The 13,505-nt window shown below is 48.8% G+C and carries 11 protein-coding genes; 6 read left to right on the top strand and 5 right to left on the bottom strand.

What is annotated here, in order from left to right; genetic code table 11:
- Positions 1-30: 30 nt before the first annotated feature.
- Entirely contained in the window at positions 31-579 is a 549-nt protein-coding gene (locus tag G5S52_RS10050) for a cupin domain-containing protein (protein WP_062662571.1), read from the bottom strand.
- A 348-nt stretch (positions 580-927) separates the two neighbouring features.
- Between G5S52_RS10050 and G5S52_RS10045 the strand changes: the two genes are divergently transcribed.
- The gene (locus G5S52_RS10045; protein ID WP_165013217.1) at positions 928-2,232 is read left to right on the top strand and encodes an NAD(P)/FAD-dependent oxidoreductase; all 1,305 of its coding nucleotides are present in this window, start codon (positions 928-930) and stop codon (positions 2,230-2,232) included.
- Positions 2,233-2,375: 143 nt separating this feature from the next.
- Positions 2,376-3,596, top strand: coding sequence for a bifunctional alpha/beta hydrolase/OsmC family protein (locus tag G5S52_RS10040; protein ID WP_165013215.1), 1,221 nt, complete (start codon positions 2,376-2,378; stop codon positions 3,594-3,596).
- Between the two features lie 73 nt (positions 3,597-3,669).
- Here G5S52_RS10040 and G5S52_RS10035 read toward each other — a convergent pair whose 3' ends face one another.
- Positions 3,670-5,166 (bottom strand): aldehyde dehydrogenase, encoded by a 1,497-nt coding sequence (locus G5S52_RS10035; RefSeq protein WP_165013213.1) that lies wholly within the window; start codon positions 5,164-5,166, stop codon positions 3,670-3,672.
- A gap of 197 nt (positions 5,167-5,363) precedes the next feature.
- On the opposite strand from G5S52_RS10035, the gene aptA reads away from it, so the two are divergent.
- Positions 5,364-6,701, top strand: coding sequence for an omega-aminotransferase AptA (gene aptA, locus G5S52_RS10030; protein ID WP_165013211.1), 1,338 nt, complete (start codon positions 5,364-5,366; stop codon positions 6,699-6,701).
- A 20-nt stretch (positions 6,702-6,721) separates the two neighbouring features.
- Positions 6,722-8,206 (top strand): CoA-acylating methylmalonate-semialdehyde dehydrogenase, encoded by a 1,485-nt coding sequence (locus G5S52_RS10025; protein ID WP_165013208.1) that lies wholly within the window; start codon positions 6,722-6,724, stop codon positions 8,204-8,206.
- Between the two features lie 231 nt (positions 8,207-8,437).
- Here the strand turns inward: G5S52_RS10025 and G5S52_RS10020 are convergent, their stop codons facing one another.
- From G5S52_RS10020 to G5S52_RS10010, 3 genes are all read right to left on the bottom strand, one after another.
- Positions 8,438-9,046, bottom strand: a complete 609-nt coding sequence (locus tag G5S52_RS10020) for an EAL and HDOD domain-containing protein (protein ID WP_165013206.1) — start codon at positions 9,044-9,046, stop codon at positions 8,438-8,440.
- A gap of 167 nt (positions 9,047-9,213) precedes the next feature.
- The gene (lpxH, locus tag G5S52_RS10015) at positions 9,214-9,936 is read right to left on the bottom strand and encodes a UDP-2,3-diacylglucosamine diphosphatase (RefSeq protein ID WP_165013204.1); all 723 of its coding nucleotides are present in this window, start codon (positions 9,934-9,936) and stop codon (positions 9,214-9,216) included.
- A 42-nt stretch (positions 9,937-9,978) separates the two neighbouring features.
- Positions 9,979-10,476 carry a peptidylprolyl isomerase gene (locus G5S52_RS10010; protein WP_002542184.1) on the bottom strand — a complete coding sequence of 166 codons (498 nt, stop codon included), beginning with the start codon at positions 10,474-10,476 and terminating at the stop codon, positions 9,979-9,981.
- A gap of 226 nt (positions 10,477-10,702) precedes the next feature.
- Here G5S52_RS10010 and cysS point away from each other — a divergent pair, with 226 nt between their 5' ends.
- Both cysS and G5S52_RS10000 read left to right on the top strand, forming a co-directional pair.
- Entirely contained in the window at positions 10,703-12,085 is a 1,383-nt protein-coding gene (cysS, locus tag G5S52_RS10005) for a cysteine--tRNA ligase (RefSeq protein WP_165013202.1), read from the top strand.
- Positions 12,086-12,467: 382 nt separating this feature from the next.
- The gene (locus G5S52_RS10000) at positions 12,468-13,421 is read left to right on the top strand and encodes a porin (protein WP_165013200.1); all 954 of its coding nucleotides are present in this window, start codon (positions 12,468-12,470) and stop codon (positions 13,419-13,421) included.
- Positions 13,422-13,505 lie beyond the last annotated feature (84 nt).

Here is a 13,505-nt window from a genome sequence, read left to right as displayed (position 1 = left end):
TCGTCGGGCGTTTTCTGGAATTAGACTTGCTTAGAAGTTAGCGGGCGTAGTTGCGCTGAACAGACGGCAAGTCGCATCGAAAGGGTTGGCAAAACGGTGTGGACGATTACTGTCAAAGTAATAGCTGTCGCCCACTTCCAGAACGAAAATATCGTCTCCGACGGTGAGTTCGAGTTTACCTTCAACCACCAGGCCGGCTTCTTCACCTTCATGCTGAAGCATTTCTTCACCGGAATGCCCGCCTGGCGGATAGGTTTCAGAAAGCACCGAGATGGCGCGATTCGGGAACTCTTTACCAATGAGCTTCATAGAAACAGACTCGTCGCCAATTTCGAGCAGATCTTGCTGACGATAGACGACAGGTGCAGATTCCGTTTGACCGATGTCAGCTGAAAAGAACTCGACCAATGACATAGGGATGCCGGACAAGACTTTTTTCAGTGAGCTGACCGATGGGCTGACACTGTTTTTCTCAATCATCGAGATGGTACTGTTGGTTACGCCTGCGCGTTTAGCGAGTTCGCGTTGCGATAGTCCGCGACTTTTTCTAACGGCTTTAAGGTTTGCACCAATGTCCAATGTTCGACTCTCCCTGCTTTAATTGGGTTTTTTAAGCGTGCCCAATCACTGTAATAGATTTTGAACGAGCAATCCTACTTTCACTGGGACAGTAATCAAGCGTTTTGTGATGTTATCGTCATTATGTAAAAAATATTAATCAACAATACATGGCGAACAATGCGTCTTGTTGATCATTGTCTTTCTTTGATGAAAGCAGATGAGTCAGCTCAAATAAAGCTTGTCTTATTCTTGGAGAGCAGTGATGAACCGATATTGAATAGCAAGTAAAGCGTATATTTTTTGCTTCACTACAACGATGTAAATACGATAGTCTTTGTTAATTATATTTTACAAAGGATGTAAGGCATGGCGCATACACCATCGAATCTTCCCCATACTTCTTCTTATTACGCAGCTACTGCGAAATATCCCGAGCGTTATCCTGCTTTGACGGAATCAATCAGTGTGGATGTGTGTATTGTCGGTGGTGGATTCAGCGGCATAAATAGTGCGATTGAGCTGGCTCAACGTGGTTATTCCGTGGCTGTGCTGGAAGCGAACAAGATTGGATGGGGGGCGTCAGGCCGCAATGGTGGCGAATTGATCCGTGGTATTGGCCATGGCATCGAGCAGTTCACTAATCAAATAGGTAAAGACGGTGTCGCCGCCATCAGTCAGATGGGTTTGGAAGCAGTGCAGATCGTCAAAGATCGTGTAGATGAGTTCAGCATCGATTGTGATCTCGCGATGGGATATTGCGATCTGGCAATGAAACCCTCTCACATGAAAGAGCTTCAGGAAGATTTTGATGATCTGAGCGCGAATCAATATCCTCATGAAATCCGCATGCTCGAAAAAGCAGATCTTGAAGAAGTGATTGGGTCTGACCGTTACATTGGCGGCATGCTGGATATGGGCAGTGGTCATTTACATCCTCTGAACTTGGTGACAGGTGAAGCGGCTGCCGCTGTGGGTCTTGGCGTCCAGCTTTTCGAAGACAGTGCCGCCATGGAAATCATCAAGGGCCAAAAGCCCATCGTGAAAACGGCACAAGGGCAAGTAACTTGCAATTACCTGCTGCTGGCAGGTAACGCGTATATCGGCCACAAACTGGAGCCTTATATAGGTGGGAAGGTGCTTCCAGCAGGCAGTTACATCATCGCCACTGAACCGCTCACTGACGAACAGGTCGCCAGCACCATTCCGAAGAACATGGCGTTTGCCGATCTCAGCATCGCCCTTGATTACTATCATCTCTCCGGTGACAACCGCTTACTGTTTGGTGGGCTATGTACCTATTCCGGAAAAGATCCCAAAGACATCACCGCAGCCCTGTTGCCAAATCTTGAGCGGGTTTTCCCGCAGCTGAAAGGCGTGGGTATCGATTTCGAATGGGGGGGCATGATTGGCATTGGTGCTAATCGTCTCCCACAAATTGGCCGGTTGCCGGATGCCCCGAATATCTTCTATGCACAGGCGTATTCCGGTCATGGTGTGAATGCCACGCACATGGCAGGCAAAGTCATCGCAGAAGCGATCTCAGGCACCGCAGAGCGTTTCGATGTGTTCGCCAAGGTCAAACATATGACATTCCCTGGTGGACCTCTGCTGCGTTCGCCTTTGTTAGCTATCGGGATGACTTATCATCGATTGAAAGAAGCTTTATCTTAAGCCTTTCATTTCATACGAAACCCCATCAAAGCGTCTCAAGCTTAAGGCTGAGGCGCTTTGTTATCTTTTGCGATCTGTTCCGGTCATGTCTATGAGTGTTAGCGTGAGCTAAATGACGCGAATTAAACAACCGGGAGGCGGAAATGGCAGCAAAAAGAAGCAAGGTAACTTTTCAAAGCAACGGGCTTGAACTTGCCGGAATGTTAGAGACGCCAGAGCAAAACGCGAGAGGCTATGCCTTGTTTGCACATTGCTTTACCTGCGGAAAAGATGTGGCGGCGGCTTCCCGTATTTCACGTGCTTTAGTGAACATCGGCTTTGCGGTCTTTCGTTTTGACTTCACGGGGCTGGGCGGCAGTGACGGTGATTTTGCCAATACCAACTTTTCTTCCAACGTTGATGATTTGGTCGCAGCGGCAGATTTCCTGCGAGATAACTATGAAGCGCCACTGCTGCTGATTGGTCATAGTCTGGGTGGTCGTGCAGTGTTGTCAGCAGCACATCGCATTCCAGAAGTGTCAGCGGTGGCGACCATTGGCGCGCCAGCAGATGCTGAACATGTGTCAAAACAGTTTGCTGCGCATGTGGAACAAATTGAGGCCGAAGGTGAAGCAGAACTTTCTTTGGCAGGTCGTCCTTTCACTATTAAGAAACAGTTCCTCGATGATATCCGCGCCGATAATGACGATATCGAAAACCTGCGTGTACCGCTGCTGGTGATGCATTCCCCAATTGATAACATCGTGCTTATTAAAGAAGCCGAGAAAATCTACACCCGCGCCAAGCACCCTAAGAGCTTTGTGACGCTGGATTCTGCCGATCACCTGCTTACCAATAAAGACGATGCGCAATATGTGGCCGAGCTTATCGCGGCTTGGTCACACCGCTACATCGACAGGGCAGCACCGATCAAAGAGGCAGAAGAAGGCGTGAAACGTGGTGAGGTGCTGGTGCATGAGCATAACAAACAGTTTACCCGTACCATCCAAACAGACCATCACCAGTGGTTTGCCGATGAACCTGTCGATTACAGCGGCGATAATCTAGGACCAGATCCTTACGAACATGTGCTGGCTGGATTGGGTGCGTGTACTTCCATGACGCTGCGTATGTATGCGAATCGTAAAAAGCTGCCGTTGGATGATGTAAAAGTGACCCTGTCGCACAGTCGTCAGCACGGTGAGGATTGCGAGCACTGTGATGAAAACAACGCGAAGGTTGAGGTCATGTCCCGTGAAATCGAACTGTTTGGTGACTTAACTGATGACGAGCGTCAGCGCTTATTGGAAATTGCCGATAAGTGTCCGGTACACAAAACGCTGGAAGGCAAAATCGTTATCACTACCGAACTGAAAGATAAATAAGACTGCTTCAGTGAATGCAAAAGACCGGCTCATCGAGCCGGTCTTTTTTGTGCGAGTAAAGGTGTTAGTCAGATCAAAGCGCAATCCAGGTGGCTTTCACTTCTGTGTATTTCTCGAACGCATGAAGTGATTTATCACGTCCATTGCCTGATTGCTTGTAGCCACCAAATGGCGCTGTCATGTCGCCACCATCATAATGGTTAATCCACACCATGCCGGTGCGCAACGCTTTTGCGGTTTTGTGTGCTTTGCCGATGTCAGATGTCCATACCGCAGAGGCAAGACCGTAGTCGGTATCGTTGGCAATCGCGATCGCCTGCTCTGGGGTGTCGAAGGTGATCACGGACAGCACAGGGCCGAAAATCTCTTCACGGGCAATCGCCATATCATTGTTCACATTATCGAACACTGTGGGTTCGACATATAAACCGCCGGTTTCTGCCATGACACGGCTGCCGCCACATACCATCTTGGCGCCGTCTTGAGCGCCTTTATCAATATAGGTAAGCACGGTATCCAACTGCTGCTGGTCAACGACAGCACCGACCTGAGTGTCCGGGTCGAGCGGGTGTCCTGGTTGCCAGCCTTTCAGGTTTTCGACGACCTTCTCGATAAAGACATCTTTGATAGACGCTTCCACCAACAGGCGTGAACCTGCAGTACAGACTTCGCCCTGGTTGAACGCAATGGCGGAGGCTGCAGCAGAGGCAGCAGCATCTAAATCTGGCGCATCAGCAAAGACGATATTCGGGCTCTTACCCCCAGCCTCCAGCCAGACACGCTTCATGTTTGATTCGCCTGCATAAATCATCAGTTGTTTGGCGATTTTGGTTGAGCCGGTGAACACCAGAGTATCGACATCCATGTGCAGCGCTAGCGCTTTGCCCACTGTGTGCCCAAAGCCAGGGAGTACATTCAGCACACCTTTTGGCATACCTGCCTCAATGGCAAGTTCGCCAAGACGGATGGCAGTGAGTGGAGATTTCTCTGAGGGTTTGAGGACAACAGAGTTACCGGAGGCGAGGGCTGGGCCAAGCTTCCAACAGGCCATCAGCATAGGGAAGTTCCAAGGCACGATAGCGGCAACAACGCCCACTGGCTCGCGGGTAACCATACCGATTTCATTGTGTGGTGTGGGGGCGAGTTCGTCGTAAATCTTGTCGACGGCTTCACCCGACCAACGAATAGCACGGGCGGCGCCGTTCACATCAACCGCTTTGGAATAGCGGATAGGTTTGCCCATATCCAGCGTTTCAAGGAGCGCCAGTTCGTCGCCGTTTTCTTCAATTAATTCCGCAAAACGGATCACGATTTTCTTACGTTCGGCAGGAGGAAGGTGAGCCCATACACCAGACTCAAACGTTACACGGGCATTGCTGACAGCGAGGTTGGCGTCAGCAAGATCGCAACTGGCAACATCGGCCAGCACACGACCATCAACTGGACTGATGCAGGCAAAAGTCTCTCCGGAGACCGCATCACGGTATTCTCCATTGATAAATGCTTGTCCTTTGATTGTTATAGATTGTGCGAGTGCATCCCAGTCTTGACGAGACTTGTGCGAAGTCATAGCAGCCCCTTTTCCCTGTTATGTGCGATGAATATGGTCACTGTGCACCATTTCAAAATATTTTACAATTAGTGCAATTTGTTCTTTAGATATTGAACAAAACACGTTTACTGTTCGTTATATTTGACATAGTATTGCAAATATTGGCCGCTAGGCAACATCTTGTTAACAACGGAAGCAAGCAAGGAACCCTGACTATGGCAGTGAACAAACCACAGAGTGAAGGAGCACGTCTGGACAACTTCTGGATGCCTTTCACCGCAAACCGTCAGTACAAAACCACGCCACGTTTACTCGCAAAAGCAGAAGGCATGTATTACACCGACGTTGAGGGGAATTCAGTGCTGGATTCGACGGCCGGATTGTGGTGCTGCAACGCGGGTCATAGCCGTCAGCAAATCACTGACGCGGTGAGCAAGCAAATTAAGGAGCTGGACTACGCGCCAACCTTCCAGATGGGGCATCCTCTTCCATTTGAACTCGCTGAACGTTTAGCAGAATTGGCACCTGCCGATTTGAACCGCGTGTTCTTCACCAACTCTGGTTCTGAATCTGCCGATACGGCGTTGAAAATTGCACTGGCCTATCAGCGGGCCCGTGGTCATGCCAACCGCACCATGTTCATTGGTCGCGAGCAGGGCTATCACGGCACAGGTTTTGGCGGTATTTCTGTGGGCGGTATGGTGAATAACCGCAAAGCGTTTAACAGTCAGTTGCTGCCGAGTGTTGCCCATCTTCCACATACTTTGGACATCGAGCGAAACGCGTTTTCCAAAGGGTTGCCTGATCATGGTATAGAGCGTGCCGAGGTGCTGGAACAGCTGATTGCCCTGCACGGCGCTGAAAATATCGCAGCGGTGATGGTTGAGCCAATGTCAGGCTCGGGTGGGGTTATTCTTCCGCCAAAAGGTTATCTAAAACGTCTTCGTGAAATCACGGCCAAACACGACATTCTGTTGATCTTCGATGAAGTGATCACGGGCTTCGGCCGTGTGGGTGATGCCTTTGCGTCGCAGCGCTGGGATGTCACGCCGGACATTATGACTACCGCGAAAGCCTTGACCAATGGCGCGATCCCTATGGGTGCTGTTCTGGTAAGTGACCGTATTTACGATGCCTGCATGAACGCCGCGCCGGAAGACACGATCGAGCTTTTCCACGGCTATACCTATTCTGGTCACCCAGTCGCGGCGGCAGCAGCGCTGGCAACGCTCGATATTTACCGTGACGAGAATCTGTTCGAGCGCGCAAGGCAACTGGAAACTGAATGGGAAGAGGCACTGCATTCGCTCGATAATTTGCCGAATGTGATTGATGTTCGAAACACAGGCTTGATTGCCGGCATTCAGTTTGCGCCGAGCAGTGAGGGAGTCGGTAAACGCGGTTATGACATCTTTACACGCTGTTTCTACGACGGTGTGTTAGTGCGCGCTTCGGGCGACATCATCGCCATGTCGCCGCCACTTATTATGGAATCGAAACAAATCGATCAGATGGTCAGCACGCTGGAACGCGCCATCAAGCAAGCGATTTAACTTTAAGGGGATATAAGGATATGTCTGTAACGCACTACATTGATGGCAAATACACAGCCGAAAGCGAGCGCAAGCAAGCGCTGTTTAACCCTGCGACCGGCGAGCAAAGTGGCGAAGTCTCTTTGGCATCAGTTGCCGAAACGGAAGCTGCAATTGCTTCTGCCAAAGCCGCTTTTCCTGCATGGTCCGAAATGTCGCCACTTCGCCGTGCCCGTGTGATGTTTAAGTTCAAGGCGTTGGTGGAAGAAAACATCGACGAGCTCGCTGCGCTTATCACCAAAGAACACGGCAAGGTGCTGGAAGATGCTAAAGGTGAACTGACCCGTGGTCTGGAAGTGGTGGAATTTGCCTGCGGTATTCCACATTTGTTGAAAGGTGAAATGACAGAGCAAATTGGCTCGGGCATTGATGCCTGGTCACTCAATCAACCTTTGGGTGTGGTGGCAGGTATTTCGCCGTTTAACTTCCCGGTGATGGTGCCGATGTGGATGTTCCCGATTGCGATTGCCTGTGGTAACACCTTCGTGATGAAGCCGTCGGAAAAAGATCCAAGTTCAACGCTGCGTATCGCAGAGCTGCTGACTGAAGCGGGTTTGCCAGATGGCGTATTCAATGTGGTCAATGGCGACAAAGAAGCCGTAGATGTCTTGTTGACTCACCCAGATGTGCAGGCGGTCAGCTTTGTGGGTTCAACTCCGATTGCTGAATACATCTACAGCACGGCATCGGCGCATGGTAAGCGTGTTCAGGCATTGGGCGGCGCGAAAAACCACATGGTGGTGATGCCGGATGCGGATCTGGATCAAGCGGTTGCGGCGTTGATGGGTGCAGCTTATGGTTCTGCCGGTGAGCGTTGTATGGCAATTTCTGTGGCGGTTGCGGTAGGCAACGTGGCGGATGCCCTGATTGAAAAACTGACGCCAAAAGTGAAAGAACTACGTGTCGGTAATGGTGTGATTGAAGGCATGGAAATGGGGCCTTTGGTGACGAAAGAACACCTGAGCAAAGTGGAAGGCTATGTGGCGAAAGGTGTGGAAGAAGGAGCGAACCTCCTCGTTGATGGCCGCGGCGTTCAGGCTGAAGGTGGAGATGGCTATTTCCTGGGTGGTTGCTTGTTCGATAATGTCACACCAGAGATGACTATCTATCGCGACGAAATTTTTGGGCCTGTGTTATCTGTCGTTCGCGTACCGGATTATGCGACGGCGGTGAAACTGATTAATGAACATGAGTTTGGTAACGGTACGGCAATCTTCACTCAAAATGGTGATGCTGCGCGTCAGTTCTGTCATGAAATTCAGGTAGGTATGGTTGGTGTAAATGTGCCCATCCCTGTGCCAATGGCATTCCACAGCTTTGGCGGTTGGAAGCGTTCACTGTTTGGTTCACTGCATGTGCACGGTCCTGATGGTGTGCGTTTCTACACTAGACGCAAGGCGATCACTGCGCGATGGCCAACCGGGCTCAGGGCGAACGCCGATTTTATTATGCCAACGATGAAATAATGGCAATTTGCCTGAAAGAAAAAAGGAACCGAACGGTTCCTTTTTTCATGTGGAGTGCTTATACCAATCGTAGTAAATATTTGCTCATCCTAGCTTGTTAAAATGCTCGATAACTGCGTTGAAAAATTTGATTGTAGAATAACTACTTATCGAAATTTTCCGCCTTGTTCTCGAGCATTTTTCCTGCGCTATTTCTGATCAGCTACCTACTGTGATTGGTATGATTGAACGTTAAGCGACGTTTGAAAAGAAAATGCGCTCAGGTTTACTCAGTTGATAGCCCTGAAACAGGTCGAAGCCCATTTCAAGCGCTGCGTGATATTCCTCGTCAGTCTCTATCTTTTCAGCCAGTAGTTTAAAGTCAAAACGCTTTCGATACTTGCTGACAAACTGGGAAATCTGAGTCAGGGTCTGTGCCCGGAAATCGATTTTCACGTAATCCGCTAATCGAAGGAAAGGGAGCCAGTCAGACGACGGAATAAAATCGTCAAACGCGATTTGATAGCCGTGGGACCTTAGGTCTTCCAGTGCTTTGTAAAGCTCAGCATCCGCCACACAATCTTCAAGCACCTCAATAACCAATTCTTCTGCTGGATAGTTAAGTGCTTTGCCTTGAATAAGGCTGTCGTAACAGAAGTTAACGAAGCAGGGGAGACCATCAGAAACACGCGTGACGCCGCCGGTTGTCTCGCAGAATAAATCATTCAGCACACTGTCAGTGGCGAAGTCAGATTCGATACAAGGAAAAGAATCACAGCAGCCTTCGCGAAACAACAACTCATAAGCAATGACTTTTTGCTCTGAGTTATAGATCGCCTGCCGTGCAATGTTTGAACGCATAGAATGCCAACGTTTCCTTAAAGAGGATTACGAAATCAATTGTATAACAGGTCTCATATTCGAGAGTGCTAATAATGGCTGATATTTCGCGAAGAAAATTAATGAGAAAACTCATGCTTTTCTCATCTTGACCGTTCGGTCAGCTCGTCGTGATTTTCATCGAGTATTTAAAACGCGCGGGTTTGCAGCGTGCAGCCTTCTTCGGTACAGACCAAAACAGAGCCTTGAGTGTACCAATCACCGAGTACGATTCGTTGAGCCGGATCATTTCCAATGCGAATGTCATGAATATCCGGTCTGTGGGTGTGACCATGAATGAGTTGCGTCACGCCACTGTCTTTCATCACACGCAGCACTTCAGATTGGTCGACATCCATGATGTCTTGCGACTTTTCCATGTTGCTTTTGGTGCTACCAGCGCGAATTTTTTCGCCGATACGGCGCCTGACGAAAAGCGGCAATCTAAAGAACAGCCACTGGATTAGCGGGTTGTGCACTTTTTTACGGTAGCGCTGATACCCTTCATCCTGAATACACAATGTGTCGCCATGCATGATGAGCGTGGGCTTACCGAATAAATCGATCACATGGTGTTCAGGCAGCAGAGTCATGCCCGACGCTTTTGCAAACCGTTTGCCGACCAAAAAATCGCGGTTTCCATGAATGAAATAGATGGGGATACCCAGATCGCTGAGTGCTTTAAAAGCATCTGCCACTTCAATTTGAAGCGGGGTTCCGTCGTCGTCACCAATCCAGGACTCAAACAGGTCGCCCAACACATAAAGTGCACTTGCCTTTGGGGCGTCCTCTTTCAGAAAGCGCAAAAAGCACTGGGTAATTTCAGGATGGGTAGGGCTGAGATGGAGATCAGAGATAAATAATACGGTCATAGATAATATAAGGGCAGCAAGTCATTGCTGCCCCTCAGTGCCTTATTCTTCGATAGTCACGCTTTCGATCAGCACTTCTTCTACAGGCACGTCCTGGTGAACGTAACCCCAGTTACCGGTAGCAACGTCTTTGATCTTGTTAACCACGTCCATACCTTCAACCACTTCACCGAATACACAGTAACCCCAACCGTCTGGCGTTTCAGATTTGAAATCCAGGAAGGTGTTGTTGTTAACGTTGATGAAGAACTGAGAGCTCGCTGAATGCGGTTCCATAGTACGTGCCATTGCAATGGTACCTACTTTGTTGCTCAGGCCGTTGTTAGCTTCGTTTTTAATCGGTGCGTTGGTTTCTTTTTCTTGCATGCCAGAAGCCATGCCGCCGCCTTGAATCATGAAACCGTCGATGACGCGGTGGAACAGAGTGCCGTTGTAAAAACCGTCACGGCAGTATTGCAGGAAGTTTTCTGCAGTCACTGGCGCTTTTTCGCTGTTCAGTTGGATTTTGATGTCACCAAAGTTGGTATGAAGCGTAACCATGATTTGTTCCTATAAATTCGCGTTTAGCTTTGAACGTTTGATTCTATCCTAGTGGTCGTGACATTCAACTGATCACACCAGAAAAATCAGCCTTATGACTCAGCATAGCGCCTGCATGCTTTAATTGTACGCGCGCCTCTGTTCACCCTTGCCTAAACTCGGCGGAAAAGGTGTAATATGCCATTCCTCTTATCATTTAATATTTGTAATGGGTAACCCGACTACCATGTTGAAGATTTACAACTCCCTCACCAAGAAAAAAGAAGAATTCAAACCTATCCATCCTGGCAAGGTTGGCATGTATGTGTGTGGGGTTACCATTTACGATTTGTGTCACATCGGCCATGGCCGCACCTTCGTTTCGTTCGATGTTGTCTCGCGTTACCTGCGCTTTCTGGGCTATGACCTGAAGTTCGTTCGTAACATCACAGACATCGATGACAAGATCATCAAGCGAGCCGCTGAAAACGGAGAAAGCTGTGATTCACTGACTGAGCGTCTGATCGGTGAAATGTATGCTGACTTTGATGCGCTGAACATGAAGCGTCCAGATATTGAACCGCGCGCCACTCAGTACATCGATGAAATCATTGCGCTGGTGGAGCGTTTGATTGAGCGCGGTTTCGCTTATGTTGCTTCTAACGGCGACGTGCTGTTCGAAGTGGCGAAGTTTGACGAATACGGCAAGCTGTCACGTCAGGATCTGGACCAGCTTCAGGCAGGTGCACGTGTTGATGTGGAAGAAGCGAAGAAAAGCCCGTTGGACTTCGTACTGTGGAAAATGTCCAAGCCGGGTGAACCGACTTGGGAATCGCCATGGGGCCCAGGCCGCCCGGGCTGGCACATTGAATGTTCTGCAATGAACTCTGCCATTCTGGGTAATCATTTTGATATCCATGGCGGCGGTTCAGATCTGACGTTCCCGCACCACGAGAATGAAATCGCGCAATCTTGCTGTGCACATGACACCCAGTACGTAAATACCTGGATGCACAGCGGTATGGTGATGGTTGACCGTGAGAAGATGTCCAAATCACTGGGTAACTTCTTCACTATCCGTGATGTGCTCGCTCACTACGATGCGGAAACTGTGCGTTACTTCCTGATGTCTGGTCATTACCGTAGCCAGCTGAACTATAGCGAAGAAAACCTTAAGCAAGCACGTGCGTCAATGGAGCGTCTTTACACTTCACTGCGTGGTCTTGATCTGTCTGTGACGGCAGAAGGCGGTGAAGACTTCATCGAGCGCTTCAAAGCAGCGATGGACGATGACTTCAACACGCCAGAAGCGTATTCAGTGCTGTTCGATATGGCGCGTGAAATCAACCGCCTGAAAGCGGAAGATGTGGAAGCGGCCTCGAAACTGGCAGCGCGCATGCGTGAACTGGCAGAAGTGCTTGGTTTGCTGGAGCAAGACCCAGAAGCGTTCCTGCAAGGCAATGCAGGTGGCGATGATGAAGTGGCGGAAATCGAAGCTCTGATCAAAGCACGTAATGATGCGCGTGCAAGCAAAGATTGGGCGGCAGCAGACGCAGCGCGTGATGCATTGACTGCTATGGGTATCGTTCTGGAAGACGGTGCAGCAGGTACTACTTGGCGTCGTAAATAAGCCATATTGCTTAGAATAAAAAACGGAGCTTCTTGCTCCGTTTTTTATTTCCTTCCTTCCCTTATGCATTGTCTCTATACCCAAACTCGCTGAATCCGGCATCTTCAGGTTGTTTGGGTATATTAAAAAATTATTCCTCAAATTGTTTGCATGAAGACACCTAAATCCTCCTATTCATCATCGACACTTCTATAAGAGCGCTTATTCATTGAGTTTGTTTTCATAATCTCACTTATGGGAGCCCATTTTTACTGGCTTTGAGCGATTCTAGGCATGATGTTTAGGCGCTTGTCGTAATTATTTTTCTAATCGTTGTAGGCGCGATTACGTGCAGTTGTTTTGATGGAACTCAAGCGGCTGTAAAGCCGCAGGGATGATTGAAATGAAAAAAACGATGATTACAGCGTCGATAATCGGCGCGGCAGTGGGCTTTAATGCATACGCATACACGGTTTATTCCAGTGATGAGTCAGCACTTGATATTGGTGGTCGAATCGAGCCGAGATTTAATGTTTCCGATGCGAATGAGGTTAACGCGGGAGATAGTTCGTTTAAAGATATCAGCCGTGCAAGGCTACATTTTGCTGGAGAAACCAGCGTCAATGACAGTGTTAGTGTTTTTGGCTTCTATGAAGCGGAAATGACGTCAGACAGCTTCGATATCGAAAACCGCTATATGTACGCTGGCTTTGACACCAACTTTGGCGCTTTCTCATACGGTAAGCAAGATTCCTCTCAAGTCATATTGACTGACTTTACCGATATCATGGAAACCTTTGGTGGCAGTGCGGCAGATATCGTTGTTGGTAACCAAGACAAGTTAGAAAACAACTTTGTTTATATGGTAGAAACGCCAGTGGGCGTCACAGTGACATTGAATTATGTGGCTGCAGACGAAAAGGACAATGATTCTGCAGGTGGCTCTGTCTATTACAAGAGCCCCATTGGCCTAGATATCGGTGCCGGTTATGTTTCAGGTGATCAGAGAACTGGGACTGGTTTAGCCAGTGTCGAGGTCGATCAATATGACGTAGCTCTATCTTATACCTTCAACGATTTCTACATTGGTGCTCTCTATGTTGCCGGTGAAGTTGATAACGTTGATATAGACGGCTACGAGATTGCTCTGGCGTATAACGTCAATGACTATGTCTTCCGGTATGTCTTCAACTATCGCGATTCAGATAATGCTTCCCATGATGTCGACTACAACGCAATTGAAGGTGTGTACAACGTTACTGACAATTTTGTTGGCTATGCGGGTTATGAATTTAACCGCTTGGATGGCAAGCCAAACGATGACCAGCTGCAAGCCGGTGTCCGATATAAGTTCTAGTGGGTGAATGAAACTAAAAAGCGGAGCCAAATGGCTCCGCTTTTTGGTTATTAAGCCTTCCCGGAAGCTTGAAGCTCAAGAGGG

Origin of the sequence: Grimontia sedimenti (assembly GCF_011045095.1) — a bacterium.
GTDB classification, from domain to species: domain Bacteria; phylum Pseudomonadota; class Gammaproteobacteria; order Enterobacterales; family Vibrionaceae; genus Enterovibrio; species Enterovibrio sedimenti.
The sequence above is the reverse complement of the archived record's forward strand: the minus strand, read 5'-3'. Positions and strand labels throughout refer to the sequence as shown.

Coding starts and splice junctions, on each gene's coding strand:
- G5S52_RS10025 (WP_165013208.1), top strand. CDS start 6,722: ATGTCTGTAACGCACTACATTGATGGCAAATACACAGCCGAAAGCGAG.
- G5S52_RS10020 (WP_165013206.1), bottom strand. CDS start 9,046: ATGCGTTCAAACATTGCACGGCAGGCGATCTATAACTCAGAGCAAAAA.
- G5S52_RS10035 (WP_165013213.1), bottom strand. CDS start 5,166: ATGACTTCGCACAAGTCTCGTCAAGACTGGGATGCACTCGCACAATCT.
- G5S52_RS10000 (WP_165013200.1), top strand. CDS start 12,468: ATGAAAAAAACGATGATTACAGCGTCGATAATCGGCGCGGCAGTGGGC.
- aptA (WP_165013211.1), top strand. CDS start 5,364: ATGGCAGTGAACAAACCACAGAGTGAAGGAGCACGTCTGGACAACTTC.
- G5S52_RS10045 (WP_165013217.1), top strand. CDS start 928: ATGGCGCATACACCATCGAATCTTCCCCATACTTCTTCTTATTACGCA.
- cysS (WP_165013202.1), top strand. CDS start 10,703: ATGTTGAAGATTTACAACTCCCTCACCAAGAAAAAAGAAGAATTCAAA.
- lpxH (WP_165013204.1), bottom strand. CDS start 9,936: ATGACCGTATTATTTATCTCTGATCTCCATCTCAGCCCTACCCATCCT.
- G5S52_RS10040 (WP_165013215.1), top strand. CDS start 2,376: ATGGCAGCAAAAAGAAGCAAGGTAACTTTTCAAAGCAACGGGCTTGAA.
- G5S52_RS10010 (WP_002542184.1), bottom strand. CDS start 10,476: ATGGTTACGCTTCATACCAACTTTGGTGACATCAAAATCCAACTGAAC.